Annotated in this window: 22 protein-coding genes; 7 read left to right on the top strand and 15 right to left on the bottom strand. The window is 58.8% G+C overall.

Annotation, left to right across the window (positions count from 1 at the left end; genetic code table 11):
- Positions 1 to 283: 283 nt before the first annotated feature.
- Positions 284 to 907: a flavin reductase family protein gene (locus tag IEY47_RS08000; protein ID WP_188982681.1), complete on the top strand. Its 624-nt coding sequence runs from the start codon at positions 284 to 286 to the stop codon at positions 905 to 907.
- A gap of 12 nt (positions 908 to 919) precedes the next feature.
- On the opposite strand, the gene codA is transcribed toward IEY47_RS08000, so the two are convergent.
- From codA to IEY47_RS07985, 3 genes are all read right to left on the bottom strand, one after another.
- A complete protein-coding gene (gene codA / locus IEY47_RS07995; protein ID WP_188982680.1) occupies positions 920 to 2,155 on the bottom strand; it encodes a cytosine deaminase in 1,236 nt (411 codons plus the stop codon).
- 153 nt (positions 2,156 to 2,308) lie between these two features.
- The gene (codB, locus tag IEY47_RS07990; protein WP_188982679.1) at positions 2,309 to 3,580 is read right to left on the bottom strand and encodes a cytosine permease; all 1,272 of its coding nucleotides are present in this window, start codon (positions 3,578 to 3,580) and stop codon (positions 2,309 to 2,311) included.
- Between the two features lie 154 nt (positions 3,581 to 3,734).
- Positions 3,735 to 4,211: a MaoC family dehydratase gene (locus IEY47_RS07985; RefSeq protein ID WP_188982678.1), complete on the bottom strand. Its 477-nt coding sequence runs from the start codon at positions 4,209 to 4,211 to the stop codon at positions 3,735 to 3,737.
- Between the two features lie 288 nt (positions 4,212 to 4,499).
- On the opposite strand from IEY47_RS07985, the gene IEY47_RS07980 reads away from it, so the two are divergent.
- Positions 4,500 to 6,224, top strand: coding sequence for a long-chain fatty acid--CoA ligase (locus IEY47_RS07980; protein ID WP_188982677.1), 1,725 nt, complete (start codon positions 4,500 to 4,502; stop codon positions 6,222 to 6,224).
- 155 nt (positions 6,225 to 6,379) lie between these two features.
- A complete protein-coding gene (locus IEY47_RS07975; RefSeq protein ID WP_188982676.1) occupies positions 6,380 to 7,174 on the top strand; it encodes an SGNH/GDSL hydrolase family protein in 795 nt (264 codons plus the stop codon).
- Between the two features lie 135 nt (positions 7,175 to 7,309).
- Here IEY47_RS07975 and IEY47_RS07970 read toward each other — a convergent pair whose 3' ends face one another.
- From IEY47_RS07970 to minC, 5 genes are all read right to left on the bottom strand, one after another.
- Positions 7,310 to 8,593: a M18 family aminopeptidase gene (locus tag IEY47_RS07970; protein ID WP_188982675.1), complete on the bottom strand. Its 1,284-nt coding sequence runs from the start codon at positions 8,591 to 8,593 to the stop codon at positions 7,310 to 7,312.
- A gap of 107 nt (positions 8,594 to 8,700) precedes the next feature.
- The gene (locus IEY47_RS07965; RefSeq protein WP_188982674.1) at positions 8,701 to 9,336 is read right to left on the bottom strand and encodes an RluA family pseudouridine synthase; all 636 of its coding nucleotides are present in this window, start codon (positions 9,334 to 9,336) and stop codon (positions 8,701 to 8,703) included.
- Between the two features lie 89 nt (positions 9,337 to 9,425).
- A complete protein-coding gene (minE, locus tag IEY47_RS07960; RefSeq protein WP_188982673.1) occupies positions 9,426 to 9,677 on the bottom strand; it encodes a cell division topological specificity factor MinE in 252 nt (83 codons plus the stop codon).
- On the bottom strand, positions 9,674 to 10,489 hold the full coding sequence (gene minD, locus IEY47_RS07955; protein WP_188982672.1) for a septum site-determining protein MinD: 816 nt from the start codon (positions 10,487 to 10,489) through the stop codon (positions 9,674 to 9,676). The genes minE and minD overlap by 4 nt, the downstream gene beginning before the upstream one ends.
- A 129-nt stretch (positions 10,490 to 10,618) precedes the next feature.
- Positions 10,619 to 11,356: a septum site-determining protein MinC gene (gene minC, locus IEY47_RS07950; protein ID WP_188982671.1), complete on the bottom strand. Its 738-nt coding sequence runs from the start codon at positions 11,354 to 11,356 to the stop codon at positions 10,619 to 10,621.
- Between the two features lie 401 nt (positions 11,357 to 11,757).
- On the opposite strand from minC, the gene IEY47_RS07945 reads away from it, so the two are divergent.
- Positions 11,758 to 12,678 carry a lipid A biosynthesis lauroyl acyltransferase gene (locus IEY47_RS07945; protein WP_188982670.1) on the top strand — a complete coding sequence of 307 codons (921 nt, stop codon included), beginning with the start codon at positions 11,758 to 11,760 and terminating at the stop codon, positions 12,676 to 12,678.
- A gap of 34 nt (positions 12,679 to 12,712) precedes the next feature.
- On the opposite strand, the gene IEY47_RS07940 is transcribed toward IEY47_RS07945, so the two are convergent.
- From IEY47_RS07940 to mlaY, 5 genes are all read right to left on the bottom strand, one after another.
- Positions 12,713 to 13,042: a DUF3325 domain-containing protein gene (locus tag IEY47_RS07940; RefSeq protein WP_188982669.1), complete on the bottom strand. Its 330-nt coding sequence runs from the start codon at positions 13,040 to 13,042 to the stop codon at positions 12,713 to 12,715.
- Positions 13,039 to 14,622, bottom strand: a complete 1,584-nt coding sequence (locus IEY47_RS07935; RefSeq protein ID WP_188982668.1) for a PepSY-associated TM helix domain-containing protein — start codon at positions 14,620 to 14,622, stop codon at positions 13,039 to 13,041. The genes IEY47_RS07940 and IEY47_RS07935 overlap by 4 nt, the downstream gene beginning before the upstream one ends.
- Positions 14,619 to 14,918, bottom strand: coding sequence for a DUF3649 domain-containing protein (locus tag IEY47_RS07930; protein ID WP_188982667.1), 300 nt, complete (start codon positions 14,916 to 14,918; stop codon positions 14,619 to 14,621). The genes IEY47_RS07935 and IEY47_RS07930 overlap by 4 nt, the downstream gene beginning before the upstream one ends.
- A gap of 335 nt (positions 14,919 to 15,253) precedes the next feature.
- On the bottom strand, positions 15,254 to 16,024 hold the full coding sequence (locus tag IEY47_RS07925) for an MlaA family lipoprotein (protein WP_188982666.1): 771 nt from the start codon (positions 16,022 to 16,024) through the stop codon (positions 15,254 to 15,256).
- Complete coding sequence (mlaY, locus tag IEY47_RS07920; protein ID WP_188982665.1) at positions 16,021 to 17,316, bottom strand: lipid asymmetry maintenance lipase MlaY; 1,296 nt, start codon at positions 17,314 to 17,316, stop codon at positions 16,021 to 16,023. Before mlaY ends, IEY47_RS07925 begins: the two co-directional genes overlap by 4 nt.
- Positions 17,317 to 17,626: 310 nt before the next feature.
- On the opposite strand from mlaY, the gene IEY47_RS07915 reads away from it, so the two are divergent.
- The 3 genes from IEY47_RS07915 (at position 17,627) to recJ (ending at position 20,573) form a co-directional block, all read left to right on the top strand.
- Complete coding sequence (locus IEY47_RS07915; RefSeq protein ID WP_188982664.1) at positions 17,627 to 17,908, top strand: DUF3509 domain-containing protein; 282 nt, start codon at positions 17,627 to 17,629, stop codon at positions 17,906 to 17,908.
- 229 nt (positions 17,909 to 18,137) lie between these two features.
- A complete protein-coding gene (locus IEY47_RS07910; protein WP_188982663.1) occupies positions 18,138 to 18,683 on the top strand; it encodes a YaeQ family protein in 546 nt (181 codons plus the stop codon).
- Between the two features lie 177 nt (positions 18,684 to 18,860).
- Positions 18,861 to 20,573 carry a single-stranded-DNA-specific exonuclease RecJ gene (recJ, locus tag IEY47_RS07905; RefSeq protein WP_188982662.1) on the top strand — a complete coding sequence of 571 codons (1,713 nt, stop codon included), beginning with the start codon at positions 18,861 to 18,863 and terminating at the stop codon, positions 20,571 to 20,573.
- Positions 20,574 to 20,622: 49 nt separating this feature from the next.
- Here recJ and IEY47_RS07900 read toward each other — a convergent pair whose 3' ends face one another.
- Complete coding sequence (locus tag IEY47_RS07900; RefSeq protein WP_188982661.1) at positions 20,623 to 21,696, bottom strand: ABC transporter ATP-binding protein; 1,074 nt, start codon at positions 21,694 to 21,696, stop codon at positions 20,623 to 20,625.
- The gene (gene argF / locus IEY47_RS07895) at positions 21,693 to 22,610 is read right to left on the bottom strand and encodes an ornithine carbamoyltransferase (protein WP_188982660.1); all 918 of its coding nucleotides are present in this window, start codon (positions 22,608 to 22,610) and stop codon (positions 21,693 to 21,695) included. The genes IEY47_RS07900 and argF overlap by 4 nt, the downstream gene beginning before the upstream one ends.
- Positions 22,611 to 22,802: the final 192 nt, after the last annotated feature.

Raw genomic sequence — 22,802 nt, 5'->3', positions numbered from 1 at the left:
GCACCTCGGCAGCGCTGCGTTAACGTTTGCCCATCGGATCGAGCAAACACCGAAAGGCTTAGGCCAAGGCATGACGGCGGACATGTTCAGCCGCAAGCGGTACACGGGTTTGCTTGTGTTCCATTCAAGTTTTATCCGCAGCGGACTTCCAGATCGGACGCTGCGGGGTCATGAGCACGCAAGGCACTTCGGGCGACTTCGGTCGCCTTTTTTTTTGCGCCATTGACGGCGCACTCGCTTCAATCTCGCGCGTCTATACCTCACCGATCGAGGAAACGTACGAATGCCTTCCAATGCTCATTTCTACCAGCCTGCCCAGGGGCACGGCCTGGCGCATGATCCATTCAACGCCATCGTCGGGCCACGGCCCATTGGCTGGATCTCGTCCCGCGACCGCGCCGGCGTCCTGAACTTGGCCCCCTATAGCTTTTTCAACGCGTTCAACTACGTTCCGCCAATCATTGGGTTCGCCAGTGTCGGGTATAAGGACAGCGTCCGGAACATTGAGCAGACCGGGATGTTCTGCTGGAATCTGGCGACGCGCGCGTTGGCCGAACAGATGAACGCCAGCTGCGCTGCAGTGGATCCCGATGTCGACGAGTTCCGGTTAGCCGGGCTGACGCCGGCCGAATCCCAGGTGGTGGATGTTCCCCACGTCGCAGAAGCGCAAGTCGCCTTCGAATGCAAGTTGACGCAGCTGATCAGGCTGGAGACCGCCGGGGGCGATGCTGTCGACACTTGGTTGACCTTGGGCGAAGTCGTCGCGGTGCATATCGATCAGGCGTTGCTGGTCGATGGCGTATATCAAACCGCTGCCGCGAAACCGATTCTTCGCGGCGGCGGGCCGGCGGACTATTTTCAGATCGACGCGGCGAATGCCTTCAAGATGTTCAGGCCAGGCGCTTGATCCGGGCGTCGATCACGTACGTTCGACGCGGGCAGGGGTCCGCTGCATCAGCACCTTGCCGTGCCGAATCGAGGTCAGGGCATGGCCCTGGCTGCGTACCATTTCGTAATCGCTGGGTGCCGACAGGATCAGAAGATTCGCTGGACGGCCTTCTTCGACGCCGTAGCGATCGCCGAGATAAAGGGTGCGCGCGCTGTTGTCGGTGATGAAATCGAGACAGCGCTGTAGGTCGTCGTATCCGAGCATATGGCAGATGTGCAGTCCGGCTTCCAGGATCCTGACGATGTTGCCGTTCCCCAGCGGATACCAGGGGTCGACGATGGAGTCCTGCGCCAGGCAGACATTCATCCCGGCACGATCAAGTTCGGCGACGCGCGTTACGCCCCGTCGTTTTGGGAACGTATCGAAGCGCCCCTGCAAGTGGATGCTTTCGGTTGGGCAGGAGATGAAGTTGATGCCGGACATCTTCAGCAACCGGAACAGTTTGGAACAATAGGCGTTGTCGTAAGAACCCATGGCGACGGTATGGCTGGCGGTGACGCGCGCGCCCATGCCCCTGACGCGTGCTTCTTCGGCCAATACTTCCAGGAAGCGAGAATGAGGGTCGTCGGTTTCGTCGCAATGGACATCCACCAGGCAGCCCGTTCGTTCAGCGAGGTCCATCAGAAACTTGATCGAGCTCACGCCTTGATCCCGAGTGTTCTCGAAATGCGGGATGCCGCCGACAACATCAGCGCCGATTGCGATGGATTCTTCCATCAGATGCCGACCGTTCTCGAACGACTCGATACCCTCCTGCGGGAAGGCAACGATCTGAAGGTCGATCAGGTGACGGGTTTCGTCGCGCACCTCGACCATGGCTTTCAACGCAGCCAATGAGGGATCGGTAACGTCCACATGCGTTCGCACGTGCTGGATGCCGTGGTCTACCAACATGTCAATCGTGCGCTTGGCGCGCGTTTTCGTATCCTCATGCGTCACCAGCGCCTTGCGTTCCGCCCAGCGCTCGATCCCTTCGAACAGCGTACCGCTCATGTTCCAAGCGGGCTCGCCTGCGGTCAGCGTCGCATCCAGGTGGATGTGCGGTTCGATGAAGGGCGCGGTCACGAGATTGCCAGCGGCATCGAGCACGTCGGCGGTCGCCGGCAGGGTTGCAGATTGTAGAGAGATAGAGGCGATGCGCTCTCCGGCGATGGCAAGGCGATACAAACCGTCGCGATGGCGGAGGCGGGCGTTGATGATATTCATGAAAGTATTCCTCGCGGATCGACACACACACGTCGATCCCAATGCAGGCAGAGAAAGGTCGCCTCAGGCGGCGACCAGTGACGCGCACTCTTGATGTGGCGTGAAAGCGTTCATGCTAACGCGGCGCGATTTTGTATGGTGCTCAGGGCGACGTCAGGATTGCGATCCCACGGCCGCGTTCGTTATCACGACTTTCTGCACGTGTGCAAATGCAACGTATGCCGCCCCCGTCACGATGATGCCGGTAACGGGTGCGATCCACGGTGAGAAATACGCGCAAATCGCCCCCATCGCATACGCGCCGAGCCCGACCCAATTGAAATTAGGTAGACGGGCGCTAGCCAGCGGTGGGTAACGCCGGCGATGCGTGTACAGGTAGTCCGCCACGATGACGCCGCCGATGGGCGGAATGATCGCGCCGAGAAGCAACAGGAACGGGATCAGCAGGTCGGACATCCCGGCGATGGCGAGTAGAGTGCCGATGCCCGCGCCCATCAGGGTCACGGTCTTGCGTCGATCCGTGCGCAGCAGGTTGCAGCCGGCAGCAGAGAAGTTGTAGATGGTGTTGTCCTGCGTCGTCCAAAGGTTCAGGAGCAGCATTACGGTCGCCGCAATGGACAGGCCTTGGAGAACGAGCACCTCGACGATGTCCGGCTGCTGGTAGACGATCGCGCCGTACGCGCCCGCGATGATCATCAGGCCATTGCCGATGAAGAAACCAATGAAGCTCGAGAAGATTGCAACGCGCGGGCTGCTGGCGAAGCGAGTCCAATTCGTGGCCTGGGTTGCCCCGCTCACGAACGTGCCAAAGATCAGGGTGATCGCCATGTTGAATGTCATGCTTTCTTGCGGTTGGTTGGCGACGAGGGCGGCAAAGCCTCCGGCATCCTTCGTGGCGATCCATAATGACACGGCCAAAAGCAGACACATCGCTGGAACCGCGACGCGAGACAGCAAGTCCAGCCCGCGATAACCGATATAGGCCGTTACACAGAAGCCCACGCCAAAACACACCATCAGCGGAAGTGTCAGGCTCTCTGGCAGGCCGAGCAGTTTAACCAGCACGATCGCCATGGTGGCTGTGCCCCAAGCGTACCAACCGATCTGCGTGAAACCGAGGATGAGGTCGGACAGTTTGCTGCCCCGCTCGCCGAAGCAAAAACGCCCCATCAAGACCGAGTTCAATCCACTGCGGGCTGCAATGGCGCTCAGCACGGCGGCATAGGCGCCTAATAACAAGTTGCCGATGAGTGTCGCCCAGAGCAGTGCCTTGAGGTCGAGCGCCATGCCGATTTTCCCACCTGCGAACATGGTCGCGGTGAAAAAGGTGAAACCGAATAGCAAGATGGACGTGGAAAAGAGTCCACGTCGTGCGTTCTGAGGTACTTCGGAAAGTGGGAAGTCAGCGTCTGTATTGCGTGTCATGGTGCATTCGCTCGGCAGATTTCTGCCGAGGAATTGCACAGTGCATGCCATACCAGTTCGCCGTTCGCGTCGCCCTATGTGCGCGGCGGCTTAATGATCGAATGCAAGCGAGGCACGCACCTTTATGTGGCCCGATCTTCGCTCGGTGCGCTGTTTAGGCGCCTGCGATCGTCACCTCGGGCAGAGTAGGCATCTCCAGCGTCTGCTCCTTGCGCGGCGCAAGCACTTCCGCTTCCCCATCGACGACAAGGTCGCCTCGCTGGTTGAACACTTGGGTGGAGAGGTGCACGCGGTTTTTCGGTAGCTTTTCCAGCACCGTGATCTGGACGGACAGGGTATCGCCGAGTTTGACCGGTTTAGCGAAGTTAAGATGTTGGCCAAGGTAGATACTGCCCGGTCCAGGAAGGCGGCACGCGATCGCTGCGCTGATCAGAGCGCCCGCGAACATGCCGTGGGCAACGCGCTCACGGAACACGGTTGTCGCGGCGAACGTTTCATCGAGGTGAACAGGGTTGTTGTCGCCCGACACGGCTGCGAAAAGCAGCACATCGCGCTCTTCGACTTTCTTCTCCACGATAGCGTGTTGCCCTACTTCGAGCGCTTCGTAGGGGATGTTGGTGACCTGGGGCATGGATTGTCCTGCTTGAGTAAAAGATATGGGCGTACCGGCCGGCCTGGGCGCGCGATACGCAATGGAAGACGCGGGACGGCGCGTATGGAGCGCCTTGCGGCTTTTCACGAATACGGTTTGGCGGCCGGTGCGTTAAAGCGGCTCATAAGCTGCACATTGGCGGAATGCCGAATGTCCGGTAAAACGTAGTCACAACCGGTTGTGCGAAACGCCTACGAGGGCGCTATTTTAACCAGGAATCAGCCGCTCCGGCGGTGACGACAACAAAGTAGTAAGGAGCTGGCCTTAATGATCGATGGCTTCTGGCGAGATAAGTATCCACCGGGCGTACCCGCCGAGATCGACGCAGACCAATTTCCCAACGTGCAGGCGGTGCTCAAGTATGCCTGCGAGCGTTTTGCGGACAAACCCGCGTTCACCAATTTCGGCAAGACCATAACTTACAGCGATTTGTACCGGCTCTCCGGACACTTTGCCGCGTACCTGCAGCAACACACCAGCTTGCGTCCCGGCGACCGGATCGCGGTGCAGATGCCGAACCTACTGCAGTTTCCGGTTGCTGTCTTCGGTGCGATGCGCGCTGGGCTGATCGTCGTCAATACCAATCCGCTGTACACCGCCCGGGAGCTGGAGCATCAGTTCAAGGATTCCGGAGTGAAGGCGGTGGTTTGCCTGGCCAATATGGCGCACTTGGTGGAAAAGGTGCTGCCGAACACGGCCATTCGTCATGTGATCGTCACGCAAGTCGGCGACTTGCTGCCGCCAGTCCAGCGGCTGATGGTGAATACCGTCGTCCGCTATGTGAAGAAAATGGTGCCTGCCTATCACCTGCCGCAGGCGGTGTCCTTCAACGCTGCCTTGAAGCAAGGGCGCAGCTCTACGGCTGCGGATGTTTCGCCTGCCGCTGAGGACGTCGCAATCCTGCAGTATACGGGCGGGACGACAGGCGTCGCGAAAGGCGCGATGCTCACCCACCGCAATCTGATCGCCAATATGCTGCAATGCCGGGTGTTGATGGCTGCGGAATTGAATGAAGGCGAGGAGACCATCGTCGCGCCATTGCCGCTCTACCACATCTACGCCTTCACCTTTCATTGCATGGCGATGATGCTGATCGGCAACCACAATCTGTTGATCACCAATCCCCGAGACCTCAAGACCACGATCGTGGACATGGCCGCCTGGCGTTTCAACGGCTTTATTGGGCTCAACACGCTCTTCGCGGCACTGTGCAATGACGAGCGCTTCCAAAAGCTGGATTTTTCAGGCCTGAAGATCACGATCTCTGGCGGCATGGCATTGCAACAAACCGTCGCTCGCCGCTGGGAAGAGGTGACGGGTTGCCAGGTCTGCGAAGGCTATGGAATGACTGAAACGAGCCCGATCGTCTGTGTGAACGCACTGGATAACGTGCAGCTCGGCACGATTGGTATTCCATTGCCATCAACGCTGTGCAAAGTGCTCGACGAGCAAGGTAATGAATTGCCGCTCGGAAGCCCCGGTGAGCTTTGCATTAAAGGCCCACAGGTGATGAAGGGGTATTGGCAGCGGGAAGAAGCCACCGCCGAAATTCTCGATGCTGACGGTTGGTTGAAGAGCGGTGACATCGCCGTGATCCAGGAGGATGGATTCATCCGCATCGTAGATCGCAAGAAAGACTTGATTCTTGTCTCGGGCTTCAATGTTTACCCCAACGAGCTCGAAGAGGTCGCGATGACACTACCGGGTGTTGCGCAGTGTGCCGCAATCGGGGTGCCCAATGAAAAGTCCGGCGAAACCATCAAACTCTTCATTGTCGCCAAGCCAGGCGTGACGCTGAACGAGGCGCAGGTGTTGGAGCACATGCGCGAAAATGTGACGGCGTACAAACGCCCCCGCGCGGTCGAGTTTCGCGATTCCTTGCCGATGACCAATGTTGGCAAGATCCTGCGTCGCGAGCTGCGCGACGAAGAGGTGAAGAAGGCATCCACGTCTGCGAAGCATAAGGCGCCGGTCGACAGCTCGTCGGTTTAGATTGGAAATCAGCCCCTTACCTCTACCGCTTATCGTCTAGGTGAGCCGGTAGGGATTGCCATTGGAACTTTTTCGAATATAACCCGCTGAAGCGTCGCCTCGGGCAACACGCAACGGGCGCTGCGCTGTACTCCAATTCCAGTCGAGCGACCCTTATGAAAAAAATGCGTCTTGCGCTTTTGGGTGTGTTGCTAGGTGCGGTGGCTCTGCCTGCCGCAGCTGTCGAGCCGTTGCGTGTGCTTTTTGTGGGAAACAGCTACACCTTCTACAACCGCTTGCCAGAGCTCGTGAAGCAGATGTCCATCGATGCGGAGCAAGCGCGTCCGCTCGAAGTGGCCGATGTCACCTTTGGCGGTGCGAGCCTCGAGCAGCACTGGCAATTGGGCGACGTTCAGGCCGCGCTGGCCAAGGCAGATTGGGACTATGTGGTGATTCAGGATCACAGCCTGATGCCCATCAATGACCCAGAAAAGACCCGTAAGTACATCAAGCTCGTCGCTGACGCGGCTCGTGCGGACGGCGCGCAGCCGATCCTGTATCTGACGTGGGCGCGGCAGAACAATCCTGCCATGCAGGCCCGTCTGGACGAGGTCTACACCACGTTGGCCGAGGAAACCCGGTCGCTTCTTGCGCCCGTTGGCCAGGCCTGGCAGCGTGCGCTCGCGGATCTGCCGCAGCCAACACTGTTTACCGCGGATGGCAGTCATCCGTCGTACACCGGGTCCTACCTTGCGGCGTCGGTTTTCTATTCGCTCATTTACGGTACGCGGCCGCCGGTGCCCGCAGGCATTGTTCGGCAGTTGGATCAAGCATCGGCTAGCGAGCTCCAGGCCGACGCGTGGGCGTCTATCCAGTCGCTCAATGTCGCGTTACGGACCGTTCCAGATGCATTGAACGTTGCTACGGCCGGCATTCCAGCGGTGCAGGCGTCGGTGCAGGCGTCACGCTGAAGGCGGGGAAAGCACGCTTTTGTAGGAGCTAGCTTGATGGCGATCGAGATCGAGTTGGGAAAAACTGTCCTGCCTGATCAAATTCGATCGCCAGCAAGCTGGCTCCTATGGGAAGCGATAAGCACCGCTCCCCCGTTACGGCAGTGCTGTCGCGCTGAAAAAAGCCCCCAACACCGTCACCAGATAAGCAAGGTCACGGCTGCCCGCTAGCTCGCGAATCGAGTGCATGGCAAAGGTTGGCAAACCAATATCCACCGTTCTGATGCCCAATTGGCTAGCCGTAATCGGGCCGATGGTCGAACCGCAGCCCATATCGCTCCGCGTGACGAAGCTCTGCACAGGTACTTCGTTTTCCAGGCACAGGTTGCGGAAAAATCCTGCCGTCTCACTGTTGGTGGCGTAGCGCTGATTGCTGTTGATCTTGATGACTGGTCCCGCGTTCAAGCGAGGCCCATGGTTGCCGTCGTGCTTTTCTGCGTAGTTGGGATGAATGCCATGCGCATTGTCGACAGACACCATCAACGAACGCTGAATCCCGCGCACGAAACCGTCGCCTGGCGGTAGAAGCCGCTGCAGCACTTGCTCCAGGAACGGGCCATCCGCCCCACACGCGGACGCCGAGCCTATTTCCTCGTGATCCGTACAAACCAGCACACAGGTCTCATCAGTGTCCGTGTCCAGCAGTGTCTGGAGTCCTGCGTAACAGGAGAGGAGGTTGTCCAGGCGCGCACCGGCGAAAAACTCGCCATCGATACCCAGGACCGCTGCGGACTGCGTGTCATAGAAACTCAGCTCGTAGTCCAACACAAGGTCAGCGGACACCCCATGTTCTTCTAGCAATTGCTGCGTCAGCAATGCCCGGAAATCGGACTGCTTGCCCGCAGAAACTTGCCCCAGTATCGGTGGCAGCTCGTTCTGTGCGTTGATCGCCCAGCCCTGATTCGCCTCGCGGTTGAGATGGATCGCAAGGTTGGGAATGGTTGCGATCGGCCGGCGGAAATCGATCAGCCGGCTTTGCAGGCGCCCATCGGTTTTAAACGTCACGCGGCCTGCGAGCGACAAATCCCGGTCGAACCATGGGGCGAGAAGGGCGCCGCCGTAGACTTCTACGCCCAATTGAAAGAACCCTTGGCGATGGAGTTCGGGATTCGGCTTCACCTTCAAGCAAGGGCTATCGGTATGTGCCCCGACTAGGCGAATACCGCGGGCAATGTCGTGTCCCATACGAACCGCAATGACGGATGAGTCGTTTCGCGTGATGACGTAGCGGCCACCGGCCTGGACATCCCATACATCGCGCTCATCGAGTGCTTCATAACCGGCCGTTTCGAGGGCGCGGACGATGCTGCGGGTGGCATGAAAGGGGGTAGGGGAGGCCTGCAGAAATTCCACGAGGCCTTGGTTCAGATCTTCGCGCATAGACACTCCTGACAATGATGCAGGGGAGTGTATCGAATTCTTCGAGATTGTTTTTGGGTGGAGGACCTAAGCCCCCCTATACAGGCGTGTTCACGCGCACGGAAAAGTCAGAACGGCGCGTCGCTCGTGAATCGCAGTCGTTCGCCCGTTTGTGGGTGAGTGAAGGTGAGCATGCTCGAATGCAGGCAGAGGCGGTCACTGGCCGCAAGGGCATCAGGATGTGCGTAGAGGCGGTCGCCTAATAGTGGGTGGCCGATGGAGAGCATGTGTACCCGCAACTGATGAGAGCGGCCGGTGATAGGGGTGAGTTCGACCCGGCTATGGTTTCCACAACGTTCGACGATACGCCAGAAGGTCAGCGCCTGCTTGCCATGCTCGTGGCAGACGACGTGACGTGGCTTGGTCGGCGGATCGTAGCGAAGCGGAAGATCGATGCGGCCGCTGGTTTGTTCGGGTTCGCCCCAGCAGAGCGCGGTATAGGCTTTCTCTGTCTCACGGTCATGGAACTGGCGTGAGAGTTCACGATGTGTGTCGGCGTCGCGGGCCAGCACGATAAGGCCGGACGTTTCCCAATCCAATCGATGCACGATACGGGCCTCGGGATAGCCGTTTTCCTGAAGACGGGTCACCAGGCAGTCGCGGTTGTCCTCAGCTCGGCCTGGCACTGAAAGCAGCAAGGTGGGCTTGTTTACCACCAACAGTGCGGGGTCTTCATAAATGAACGTGATCTGGCTTAAGGGCATGTTCGTACGGCAGCGATAGGTGAAAGGACGCAAACGAAATGGCGGCCCTATGGCCGCCATCTGTGCGTGGTTTTGTCCGCTTCGGCGAGTTACCGGTCGGGCAGTGTCACGTTCAATTCCAGGATGGAGTAGCCGCCCTGGTCATCCAGCGCGACCTGTACTTGGTCCTGATCGATGTTGACGTACTTGCGGATGACTTCGACGAGCTCTTTTTGCAGCGCGGGCAGGTAATCCGGCTGGGTGCGCTGACCGCGCTCGTGGGCGACGATGATCTGGAGCCGCTCTTTCGCTATGGACGCGGTGTCTTTCTTGCGCTCGCGGAAGAAATCGAAAATGTTCATTCGCGGCCTCCGAACAGACGCTGCAGGAAGCCCTTCTTCTGCACATCGAGGAAGCGATGCGGCATTTCCTTGCCGAGCAGGCGGTCGACCGCGTCGCTATAGGCTTGGCCTGCATCGCTTTGATCGTCGAGGATCACAGGAACGCCCTGGTTCGAGGCTTTCAGCACTGCTTGCGACTCTGGAATCACGCCGAGCAGGTTGATCGCGAGAATCTCTTCCACGTCTTCCACGCCCAGCATTTCACCCTTGGTGACGCGCTCGGGATTGTAGCGGGTGAGCAGCAAACGCTCCTTGATCGGGTCCTTGCCTTGTTCGGCGCGACGGGATTTGCTCGCCAGCAGGCCGAGCATGCGGTCCGAGTCACGAACCGAAGAAACCTCGGGGTTGGTCACGACGATGGCTTCGTCAGCGAAATACATCGCCAGGTGGGCACCTTTCTCGATACCGGCCGGGGAGTCGCACACCACGTACTCGAAGGTCTGCGCGAGTTCGTCGATGACTTTGCCCACGCCTTCCTGGGTGAGGGCATCCTTGTCACGCGTCTGGCTGGCGGCGAGGACGTAAAGATTCTCGAGCCGCTTGTCCTTGATCAAAGCTTGGGTCAGCGTCGCTTCGCCGTTGATGACGTTGACGAAGTCGTACACGACGCGCCGTTCGCAACCCATGATGAGGTCGAGGTTACGCAAACCTACGTCGAAATCGACGATGACGGTCTTGTGGCCGCGCAATGCGAGACCCGTGCCGAGAGCGGCGCTGGTTGTTGTTTTGCCGACGCCGCCTTTGCCGGAAGTGACTACGAGAACTTTAGCCAAGGTGATTCACCCCAAAAAAGAAGAAATGCGGCCGGAGCTAGACACCGTGACGATCAATGCGGGAGATCGGCGGACTTCAGTTGGGCTTGCCGGCAGCTATGTATGCCCTGAATTTCGCGGAAGTATCCGTTAAAGGCGAGTGATGTTCAACAAATCGCCCGTCAGGCTTATATGTACGGGTTGACCCCAAGAAGGATCACGTCTGAGATCTTCAGACACTTTGTAATGCCCTGCGACCGACACCAGTTCGGCGACGAGTTGCCGGCAGAATATTCGAGTATTCGTGTCGCCCTTGATGCCTGCCAGTGCTCTTCCACGCATGGGACCGTAGACATGGATATTGCCGTCGGCAAGAAGTTCCGCGCCCGCACTGACGGGGGCCAATACGATGAGGTCACCGCCTTGGGCGTAGACCTGCTGGCCGCTCCGAATGGGTACGGTAATGACTTTGGTGGGCCTATAAGCGGGTTCCGGAGGCGGTTCAGGTTTCTCTTTCTTGATGCTTGCAACAGGTTCGAGGATGCGTTCGCGTGCGCCGGAGGGTGGCAGTACGGGTAGCTCCAGCGCTTCCGCCGCAAGCGAGTCCGCTGTGCGGCTGGTCCGAATAGCCAGAGGCCGCAAGCCATGACGCTTGCACACGTTGATAAGGTCGGCGAGGTCCGGGGCGCCTTCGTGCGCAGGCAGTTTGTCCAGGGCAAGAACGACCGGCGTGTTGTGAAAGAACTTGGGTGCCTGGGCGACCTTGACGGTCAGTTGCTCGTCGAGGCGGGTTAGATCGTTGTGTACCAGCTCCAATACCGTGATCGCGAGCATGCTGCCCTTGAGCTGAAATACGGGGTCTTGGTCAGGTAGGTCGGTTTGGCTCATGCTCTGCCTAGGGTCCGTTGACGTTTCTGCAAGGCGCTCTGCTCTGAGATTATGAGGCCTTCATAAAGATTGGATGTCCTGCAACGGCATAACGCTTCGCCCTGTGGGCGTATCCCGCCAGCCATTCGAAGGCCGTTGCGCGAGCGCAAGTCGGCGATGCTTCGGGAAGACGATCGTCAATACACCGAGACTGTCCACCGCTGAAACCACCGCTGAAAATCGCGCATCTGAAACAGGCTCGGTTTATAGCGATAAACGCGTCAGCTGACCATAGTGGCCTCTAGACTTCACTGGCTTTTTTGCCGGCACGACAGGCCGATTTCCATCTCGACGGCACCGCTGCTCGCGAACCGCCGGCATTAACGCCTAGAATGCGGTGGTTCTCGTCTTACAGGTTCTCCATGCAGCGCCCTCGCTTTCAATCCGCGTTTCTACACCCTCGTCATTGGCCATTATGGGTCGGGCTCGGCGCGCTTTGGCTGGTCGTGCAACTGCCGTACCGGGCGTTGATGACACTTGGCAGTGGGCTAGGCGCCCTGATGTATCGCTTCGCACGAAAACGACGGCACATTGCGCGTCGCAATCTCGAGCTGTGTTTTCCAGCACTAACGACGGCTGAGCGTGAGCACCTGCTTCGTGAGAATTTCGCATCGACTGGCAAGGCTTTCTTCGAGATGCCCATCAGTTGGTGGTGGCCGCGCGCACGCCTCGCACGATTGGCTCATATCGAGGGGCTGGAGCATTTGCAGGATGCCCAGCGTGATGGGCAGGGTGCGATCCTGATGTCGCTACATTTCACGACGTTGGAGATCGGTGCGGCGCTGTTGGGGCAACGGCATACAATTGATGGCATGTACCGTGAGCACGACAACCCGGTGTTCGATTACATCCAGCGCCGTGGTCGCGAGCGTCATAACGCCGATGCAACCGCCATCGAGCGAGAAGATGTACGTGCAATGCTGAAAGTGCTGCGCGCCGGAAGAGCCATCTGGTATGCGCCCGATCAGGATTATGGCCGTAAGCAAAGTCTGTTCGTGCCTTTCTTTGGAATCCCGGCAGCAACGGTGACGGCCACCACCAAATTTGCCCGGTTAGGGCGCGCTCGCGTCATCCCGATGACCCAGCGGCGTCTGCCTGGTGGGAAGGGCTATGTACTGTGCATTCATCCACCGCTTGAGGATTTCCCGGGCGACAGCGAAGAGGCAGATTGCCTGCGCATCAATCAGTGGGTGGAGCGGCACGTGCGGGCGTGTCCGGAGCAGTATCTGTGGGCGCATCGGCGCTTCAAGACGCGTCCGGAAGGTGAGCCGCGGATCTACTAAGTGGCAGCCTGAGGGCGCGTCTGGCCTATCCGAGTTAGTGCGAAAACGGTAGCAGGAAGAGGCTGAGCGCCGTCCCGACAGGGGCAAGATACAGCGGCCACTTGGGTTTGTAGGGCAGCATTAGGACCAGTCCCAGGCCCGTAATCGTCAACATCCCAAGGTACATGACGCTGCCCACCGGTGCGCCTCGCGCGACGATGCAGGCGCCGAGTGCTAGCACTTGTGCCGCCCAGCCAAGCACTCGTAGCACCTGCCGTTCACGTAGTTGTGGGGCGCGACAGATGAGCTCCTGGAAATGCTTGGGCATCGCGAGGCACAGGCTGCACAGGCCCGCGTAGGTTAGACAGAGCGCCAGGAAGATCATGGGCTAGGCTCCAGGTCCAGCCGATGTTCATCGTCTTGAGGGGGCAGCTTCTGCGGTCGGGCCGCGCGCTCGGGGCGCTGTCTTGGCTGATGTTTTGCGATCTTCCAGGACAACCAGAACAACGCAGCGCCGGTCGCGACCGATGTCAGTTGGAAGCCGGTAAGTATCCAGTCCGAATACCGGCCGCCAGTGGGCAGGTGAAAGTTGCCTGTGGCGAGATCGAGCAGGGGGATTGCCGTGAGCAGTAACGCCGCCAGTGCGAACTGCTCCACCCAGGCTTGTCGATGCGTTCTGAAGATCGAGTGCAGGAGCGCTGCGCCCCAGGCGGCGAAGAATACGTGGATCTCCCATTCATCGCGATTCGGCAGCGCGCCCGGAATAAGCCTGTTGGCCCAGAGGAAAGACGCCATCGCAATGACGAGACCGGCAACGGCGCCCACATTCAGCACTCTGACCAAGCGCAGCCCATAGCCGGGCTTCTCGCCTGCTTGTGCTGTCCGCTTGACGACCCAGAGTACGAGTCCGCTGGCGACCATGATGGTGCCGCCGATGCCACTGAGGAAATAAAGCCAGCGAAGAAGCGGATCGGCAAAATGCCCCAGGTGCAGGCCGACTAATACACGCGAAAAAAACGCAACCGGTCTGAGCTCGCCGTATTCTTCAAGCAGCTCACCGTTTGCCGCGTCATAGATCAGGTGAGGCGCATCGCCTGAAACGCGGCTGTCACGGCCGGTGCCCAGCTCTATCCTGGCGTTCCGGTCACCCGGGTTGTGCACGGTAATGCTTTCGACCGGCTCACCACCCCAGCGCACCTGCGCCTTGTCGACGAATGCCTGAAGCGATGGGACGGGCATAGGCGTGTCGGCGCGGGGTGGGGCTTCTAGTCGCGGAAATACCTGCGCGAAAAACGCCATACGATCATCGCCATACTGCGCGACCATGCCCCATGGCATGTACATCCAGAGAAAGATGACCAGCCCCGTGAAGGTGATCATCAGGTGAAACGGCAGTGCCAGAACCGCTGTTGCGTTATGGCCATCCAACCAGGAGCGTTGTCCTTTACTAGGGCGGAAGGTGAAGAAGTCCTTGAAGATCTTCTTGTGGGTAATGATGCCGCTGATGAGTGCAACGAACATGAACATCGTCGCGATGCCAATGAGATAACGCGCGGTCAACACGTCCATGTGCCAGAGCTGGAAATGAAAGCGATAGAAAAAGTTGCCTCCTTCGCTTGGGCGTTCTACCAGCTCACGTCCTGTTGCCGGATCGAACACCGCATGTTCGAAGCGCCGTGCGCCCTCGCCACGCCAATAGGTCGTGATAACCGGGTCGCGGGCGGAGGGAAGGCCTATTTGCCAGCTGGGTGCATTCGGTGCCCGTTCGGTGAGGGCCGCAGTCAAGGCATCGAGATCGACCGAGCGCGCGTCCGCAAGATGGCGCTCGGGATGCATCCAGTGAGTGATCTCGTCCTGAAAATAGCTCACCGTGCCGGTGATGAAGATCGCGAACAACAGCCAGCCAAGAACGACGCCGCTCCAGGTATGGAGCCACGCCTGGGATTGCCTGAATCCTTGTTTCATAGGTTGCCACCTGCGCCCAATAACCAGGCGATCGCTGCGAGCACGAACGTAGGTACTAGCACGCCGACCCATGCACGAAAGGCAGTACGGGTGGCGAACACCCAAACCACGGCCGCGCAATAAACCAAGAAGGACGGAATCGCGCCTGCGAGTACGGCCTCGGAGCGCTCCAGCGGTAAGGCACGTGCCATGCACACGGCGAATGCGGCAGCGAGTGCGTAGCCGCCGAAAATTGCCGCCAATGCCCGGGACAGCACCGCACCGCGATAACGCCAGCTCAGTGTTTTGGTTTTCATGACTGGCGTACCTGTGTATCGCCGCAGGTCATGGGCGGGCACGAAGAAACCGGAAACACTTCAAGCGAAACGGCGGTCATGAACGGGTCCGAGCCATGCAAAGGGCCGCCAGTTTATTCCTTGTGAGAAGCGTTCTCAATATCGTTTCTGCGCCGTTCGTATCGATCTGAACGCTTATCGGTCGAACGGATGGCTTGCGCAGCTTGAACGACCCCGCCTCGCGCGTGGCATTACGGAAAGAGGGGAAGACGTGCCGGTCGGTAATTAGTTCGTGCTACCCGCGGCTGGGAATGGCACGACCGCGCCGCGCCCATTAGCTGGGCGGGCGCGCACCGCTATTCTGCAATCTGCAAATCACGAGACTTGGTGTACACGTAGCGAATCTTCTCGTACTCGAACGGTGAGTTGAGTTGCCCGTACCGTAATGAGGTGTTGTAGCGCGTGTCGATGCCTCGGACGAGAATGATTTCCGGGTGATTCCCGGTCGCCGTCGCGACGTTCAGGAAATCGATCTGGCTTTCAGCGAAGAAGTCGCTCGTGATCCCCGCAGTGTCTCGCAGGTTGGATGGGCCGAAAATGGGCAACATCACGTAAGGTCCGCTCGGTAGCCCCCAGTAACCTAACGTTTGGCCGAAATCTTCCGACTGCCGAGGCAGGCCCATCAGGGTGGCAGGATCCCAAAGTCCAAACACGCCGAATGTCGTGTTGAAGATCAGCCGCGCGGTGGTGTTCATGGAGCGCCGGACTTTCAACTGCAACAAGCTGTTGGTCAGGTTGGTGACGTCGCCAAGGTTACGGAAGAAATTGGTGACGCCACTTCGTACGAAACGTGGGGTTACGCGCTCATAGCCTCTTACCGTTGGCAACAATACCCATTCGTCGAGGCGGTAGTTGAAATGATAGATGCGGCGGTTGACCGGCTCCCAAGGGTCATAGACGTCGAGCGCCTTGAACGTCGCGCGTTCGAACTCATGCTGATCGAGCCCTGGGTTGAAGTGAAGATACTGGATCGGGTTCTTGAAACCGTCCTCGTCCAGCAGGCGTTGTTCGGCGTGGGCGGCGCCGGTGACCAGAAAAAGCGTGAGCAGCAGGTGTCGAATCGTCATTTGAAGAACTCCACCATCGCTTCGCTGTTTACGGTGTAGTTGAGGTTGCCGCAGTGGCCGCCGTACGGATAAACCGTGAGGCGTTCACCGAAGGTGCGGCGCAGAAAACCAAGGTCGCCCGGCCCCAGGATGACATCGTCGGCATTGTGCATAGCGGCGATCTTGTCGCTGGACCTCAAATAGTCTTCTAGCGCGTAAAGGCTGGTCTGCTGGATCAATTGGTTGAGGCTCGATCCTTTGAAGCGTTGGCGCCACATCGGGATCAGTTGATTGGTCATGTAGCAATCGAAATCACATTGCAGTGCCCGTTCGAAGAAAGGGGTGAGGCTAGTCCCTTCGGTAATGGGCTGGCCGGGCGGCGTGATGAGCCCGCGGCGATTGAGCAGGTCCGAGGTAAATGCGATGTCGGCCGAAGAAAAGCGGAACGAGGTGCCGATCAGCATGGCCATCTCGTCATTGGTGAGATGTTGGCGGGAACGCTGGAAGTCGTACAGCATCGCGTCATTGATATCGACATAGCCACGCTGCTGGAAATAGCGCGTGAGTTTGCCGAGTACGACTTCGTAGAAGGTCGTATGGTCGTTGATGCCTTTTACGGTCGTCTCTACCAGCCGGTCCAGGTTACTGATGGACGTATAGAGATTCACCGGTGGGTTGAGTAGCAGGACCCGTTCGAAATTGAATGCGCGGCGTGTTTCGTCCAGATGGCTGACGAATGCAGCGTTTAGTGCACCCAGGCTATAACCCGTGAGGTAGAACTTGCTGATCGGCAGGTCCGGATGTTGGGCCTTGACCGCCTGCATGACGCGGTATAGGTCATCGGCGTCCTCCGTCGAGAATCCAGGGGTTGCGAGGCGCGATGCGGATACCATGAAGTCATAGCTTGTCGGCGAGGACAACTGCACGACGTGAAACCCTGCCTGGTAGTAGAGCTTCTTCAGGTATTCGGACGTGCTGCTCGAATACCGAGCGCCGGTGCCGGCGATGATGAAGATCAGTGGGGCGTTGCCGTCCTGGCGTGCCAGCCGATAACGCAGCGTCTTCACCGACCAAAAATTGTCCGGGAGCGTGAATTCGCGTTCGGGACGCAGCGTGATGCTGTAATCCTGCTGGTCAATGTCTTCATCCAGCAACAATTTTGGGCGAAGGTCGGGTGGTGTCGACGTGATCGTCGCTTCGAACGGGTTCACGAGCGGATACCCGTATGTTGCAGGGTCGATATCCTTCGCTTGCGCCACAACAGAACAGACCAGTACGCCAACCAGTCCGGCAAGACGCATCAATGGAGACATGCTTGAATCCCTTCGAAAAATGACCGGCGGGGAAATGTGCAGCTTACGACAATCGAAGCGGCATATAAGTGCCCTGATTAAAAGGCGTATTCGAGGAGCTAATAGAAACATCTCCTTTCATCTAAGGGGTGCAAAAGACGTGCGGTGTCTGCTTGGATAGCTGGCCACGCAAGCGCAGCGAACTTCCGCACAAGCGAAGCGGTCACTGTACAGGCGTCTATCGTGTTTTGTTCTTGTAAGCGCACTGGCCCTTCCAAAGGCTTGGCTTACGCGAACAGGCGCAGGTATCGGCTAACGAGAAAGGTGGTAAATGATGCACAGCACGAATGATCTGCTGGTTGAAGCGCTGACACCTTACGAGGTGGTACTCGGTCCGGCCCAGGACAACGGCTCCATGGCTCTTACACTTTACGGCGAGCAAGGGCAGCTGCTGCTCGAAACGACGCTTTGCCGCGCACAACTCGAAGACCGGCGGTTGTTAACCGATGTGGTCGACGGCATTCGTCACGATCTCCGACTGATCCAGCAGCCTCCCGTTTGGATGTCGGGTAAGCCTCTGTTTGGCAATGACATGCGAGCACGAGCTGCCTGAGTACCTCGATTCTCGTGCGGGACAGCGCCACCTAGCGGAGTTACTGCTCGATGGCGCAGGTTTCACCTAACACGCAAATAGCGCATGCTGGGACTGGCTGCTTTTCTTTCGCCATCTGGACATTCGCTTTCTTCGCGCTATGCGCGTCTCCACTCGTGTTTCGATGGAAAACTTGTAGGCGCTTTTAGAGTAGACTTGTCGGCCGCCCGCAACCGACGTCTATCTCCTCATGGCACTGCAAGCCACGCCCTACAAGGTCGAGTTGAACTTGACCGACCTGGACCGCAACGTATATCAAAATCTCCGCTTCACCGTGGCCCGGCACCCCTCCGAAACCGAGGAGCGCCTTGCGGTCCGTTTGATCGCGTACGTGCTTTGGTACGGCGAGCAGCTTGCCTTTGGGCGCGGACTGTCCGATGTCGATGAGCCGGCGCTTTGGGAGAAAAGCCTCGACGATCGCGTATTGCATTGGATCGAAGTCGGGCAGCCCGATGCTGAACGCATCACTTGGTGTTCCCGGCGAGCAGAGCGCTTCAGTCTGGTGGCATACGGTAATTTGCGCGTGTGGCAAAGCAAGGTGCTGGATAGCGTACGTCAGCTGCGAAACGTAAATGTGGTAGCGGTAGAGCCGGAGGCGCTGGCGTCGCTGGCCGAGAACCTGCCCCGGAGCATTAGCTGGAGCGCGATGATCAGCGATGGTTCGCTGTTCATTACCGATGACAAAGGCCAGCATGAAGTGGTCCTCGAATGGTTGATGGGCTCGCGTGGCGAGTAGGGCGCCGTTCTTTCGTCCGCTCATTCCGATTGTTTTGCCGACCTAAATGCCATGCGGCGCCGGCTGGACGTCCGCAATAGGCGCGTGTGGCTCTACGGCTTAACCGCCCCATAGTTGCGTGAATGTTCTGTGTCACCCCGATTCTCTCGGGCGCCACCCGACGTACAGGTTTTTGCTATGCGTATCGACCTTCGAAGCATTCCTGATGAACTTCCAGATCTCGGCTTGCCGCCGCTGTTGACGCGTCTGTACGCCGCACGCGGTGTTCGCTCGGTGGTCGAGTTGGATAAGGGCCTGGCGCGTTTGATTCCGTATGCCCAGCTGAAAGGGGTCGAAGCGGCCGCGCGGCTTCTGGCGGATGCCATCGAGCGCAGGCAACGCGTGTTGTTCGTTGGGGATTTCGACGCGGATGGGGCTACGGCCAGCACCGTTGGCGTGCTTGGTTTGCGCCAACTGGGTGCGGCACACGTCGATTATCTGGTGCCGAATCGCTTCGAATACGGCTATGGCCTGACGCCCGAAATCGTTGCCGTTGCCCTGCAGCGATCGCCCGACTTGCTGATTACGGTCGACAACGGCATTTCGAGCCTGGAAGGTGTCGCCGCAGCAAAAGCAGCGGGATTGACTGTGGTCGTCACTGATCATCATTTGCCAGGTTCTGAGTTACCGGCAGCTGATGCCATCGTGAATCCCAATCAGCCTGAATGTACATTTCCCAGCAAATGCATTGCCGGTGTGGGCGTTATTTTCTACGTACTGCTGGCGTTGCGTGCGCACTTGCGCTCGAGCCAATGGTTTGCCCGATCTGGCACCCCAGAGCCCAATTTGGCGGAACTGCTGGATCTCGTGGCGCTGGGCAGTGTTGCAGACGTCGTCCCGCTGGACGCTAACAATCGCATTCTTGTTCATCAAGGGTTGGCTAGGATTCGAGCGGGGCGCGCGCGACCGGGTTTGCGGGCCATTCTCGAAGTGGCCGGACGTGACCCTTCGCGTATCACCTCGACTGACCTGGGCTTCATTCTAGGGCCACGTCTCAATGCCGCTGGCCGGCTAGATGACATGTCGCTCGGCATCGAATGCCTATTGTGTGACGACGCGTCGCTGGCGCGTGATTTTGCGGTGCAATTGGATCAATTGAATCAGGATCGCAAAGCCATCGAGCAGGGCATGCAACGTGAAGCATTGGCCCAACTCAAGGACCTACCCATCGAAAACATGCCGTTCGGTCTTTGCTTGTTCGATCCCGATTGGCATCAGGGCGTGATCGGTATTTTGGCGTCACGTCTGAAAGAGCGTTATCACCGGCCGACGGTTGCGTTCGCCGATGCAGGTGAGGGCATGCTCAAAGGCTCCGCGCGCTCTGTGCCAGGGCTGCACATCCGTGACGCGCTGGATGCAGTGGCGGCACGCCATTCCGGCTTGATCAGCAAGTTTGGTGGACACGCCATGGCGGCGGGCTTGTCTCTTCCGCAGGAAAATTTCGGTGCGTTTTCCATGGCGTTCGACGAAGAGGTCCGACGGCAATTAACCGAAGAAGACCTTACCGGCCGCCTGCTCTCCGATGGTCGATTGAGTGCCGAAGAATTTCACCTCGAACTTGCGCGTGCCCTGCGTCACGCTGGGCCTTGGGGTCAGCACTTTCCCGAGCCGTCGTTTCACGGTGTGTTTCAGTTGGTTCAGCAGCGGCTCGTAGGTGAGCGTCACCTCAAGCTGGTGCTGAAAACCGAGTGCGGCGCGTTGCAGATCGACGCTATCGCATTCAATATCGATCGCGAAAAATGGCCTAATGCCTCGGTGCGATGGGCTGAGGTCGCGTACAAGCTCGACCTGAACCAGTTTCGTGGGCAGGAAAGCGTGCAGTTACTCGTGCAGCACATCGAGCCACGATAGGAAATGCTGTGCTGGCGCGAGCGCCGTGTGGCGGCGCCTTGAATGGAGGTCAGGCCGACCGCTGCACGCCTGTCGCAGGTTCGGCGGGGAATACGACCAAATGATCTGCAGCGACCCGGATGCCTACGTGACTGCCAACGGAATGATCGGCATGGCTCGGAAACAGCGATTCGAGGTGTTCGCCGGTAGGCAAGGTCAGGCGGTAGAGCGTCGAAGCACCGAAGAACGTCTTGTGGGTAACCAGTGCCCTGAGTGCGCTGTCAGGTGCAGGAACGATGTCATCCGGTCGTAGTAAGACGTCCACGTGGCTCCCTGGCGCGAACGGATAAGCGCGGTTGCCCGTCAGCTGCCCGAGGCCCGTTTCCACCGTGTCGGGCGCGCGAAGCGTGCCGCGAATGAAATAGCCCTGGCCGACGAAGCTGGCCACGAAGGGTGTCGCAGGTTCGTGATACAGGTTGAACGGGGTGTCCCACTGCTGCAGGTAACCCTGGTTGAAGACGCCGACCTGGTCACTGACCGCGAATGCTTCTTCTTGGTCATGCGTCACCAAGATCGCGCTCGTGCCGCGGGCCTTCAAGATGTCCCGGACTTCCTGGCTGAGTGCGCGGCGCAGTTCCACATCAAGGTTCGAGAATGGCTCATCCAGCAGGAGCAATTGCGGTGAGGGCGCCAGCGCGCGCGCAAGCGCCACGCGTTGCTGTTGCCCGCCCGACAGTTCGTGCGGATAACGTTGGGCGAGGCGTTCAAGCTTGACCAAGGCCAGCAGCTCCGCTGCAATGCGCCCTTTTTCCGGCAGCTTTCGGATCCCAAACGCCACGTTCTCTTCAACGGTGAGGTGAGGAAACAGTGCATAGTCTTGAAAGACCATACCTATCCGGCGCCGCTCGGGAGCCAGGGTAAAGCCGGGTCGTGAAATCACTTCGCCCGCGAGTTCGATTTCCCCGGATAGCAGCGGCTCGAATCCGGCTATTGCGCGCAACGTTGTCGTTTTGCCGCAGCCCGATGGACCTAGCAAGCAGCCGATATCGCCAGCCCTGAGGTGAAGGCCCAGTTCCTGCACGATGCGCTGGTTGCCGTATCCACAGGATAGGGAGCGCAGCGTTAGTAGGGTTGCCGCGCTCATGCGGTGTGCGTAGGTGCTACGAGCATTTCGAGCAGGGCCTTCTGGGCGTGCAGGCGATTTTCGGCTTGATCCCACGCCACGGAGCGCGAGTCGTCCAGCAGGTCCTCACTGATCTCCTCGCCGCGGTGAGCCGGCAGGCAATGCATGAAGATCACGTCCGACGCTGCAGCGTCGAGTAAGGCGCGATTCACTTGGTAAGGCTTAAACAGTGCCAGACGCTCAGACGCTTCCTTTTCTTGGCCCATCGATGCCCACACATCGGTGGTCACCAAGTGCGCGCCGGCAACCGCATCTCGTGGGTCGTGCGTTACGCGGACGCAGTCGCCAGCGCGCGCCATCAGGCGTTCATCCGGTTCATAGCCGGGCGGGCAAGCGACATTCAAGTGGAAGCCGAACTGAATGGCAGCTTCTATATAGCTATTGCACATATTGTTGCCATCACCGATCCAGGCGGCTGTTTTGCCAGCGATCGACCCGCGGTGTTCAGCAAAAGTCTGCATGTCGGCCAGCAGCTGGCAGGGATGCAGGTCATCGGACAGCCCGTTGATAACCGGTACGCGCGAGTGCGCAGCGAAATCCAGCAGGGTTTGATGCGCAAATGTGCGAATCATGACCGCGTCCAGCATGCTGGACAGCACGCGCGCGCTATCGCCAATAGGCTCTCCGCGCCCGAGTTGCGTGTCACGTGGCGAAAGAAAGATGGCTTGGCCTCCGAGCTGAATCATTCCTGCCTCGAAAGAGACACGCGTCCGCGTCGACGCTTTTTCGAAGATCATGCCGAGAATGCGGCCTTTCAAAGGCTGGACAAGTTCGCCACGTCGACGCAGGTCTTTCAGCTCCATGCCTCGCCGAACCAAGCCCTTCAGCTCGTCAGGGGTGTAATCCATCATGGAGAGAAAGTGGCGGATGCTCATGGAGAGTTACCTGTATTCACTGCTGCAGGCCCTGGTCCATAGGCCTGGATTCGCGAGATTAAAAGGGCGGGGACCAACTGTGCCGGCTCGACTTGTCGATAGATCGCGCCGCAGGGAGCCGAACGATTTCATGAGGGGCCGAGGGCGGCGAATCGAGCAAAGGCGGGATCTTATAGGGAAGTCTGACGTCTG

The organism is Pseudomonas matsuisoli (assembly GCF_014647635.1).
GTDB classification, from domain to species: domain Bacteria; phylum Pseudomonadota; class Gammaproteobacteria; order Pseudomonadales; family Pseudomonadaceae; genus Pseudomonas_P; species Pseudomonas_P matsuisoli.
The sequence above is the reverse complement of the archived record's forward strand: the minus strand, read 5'-3'. Positions and strand labels throughout refer to the sequence as shown.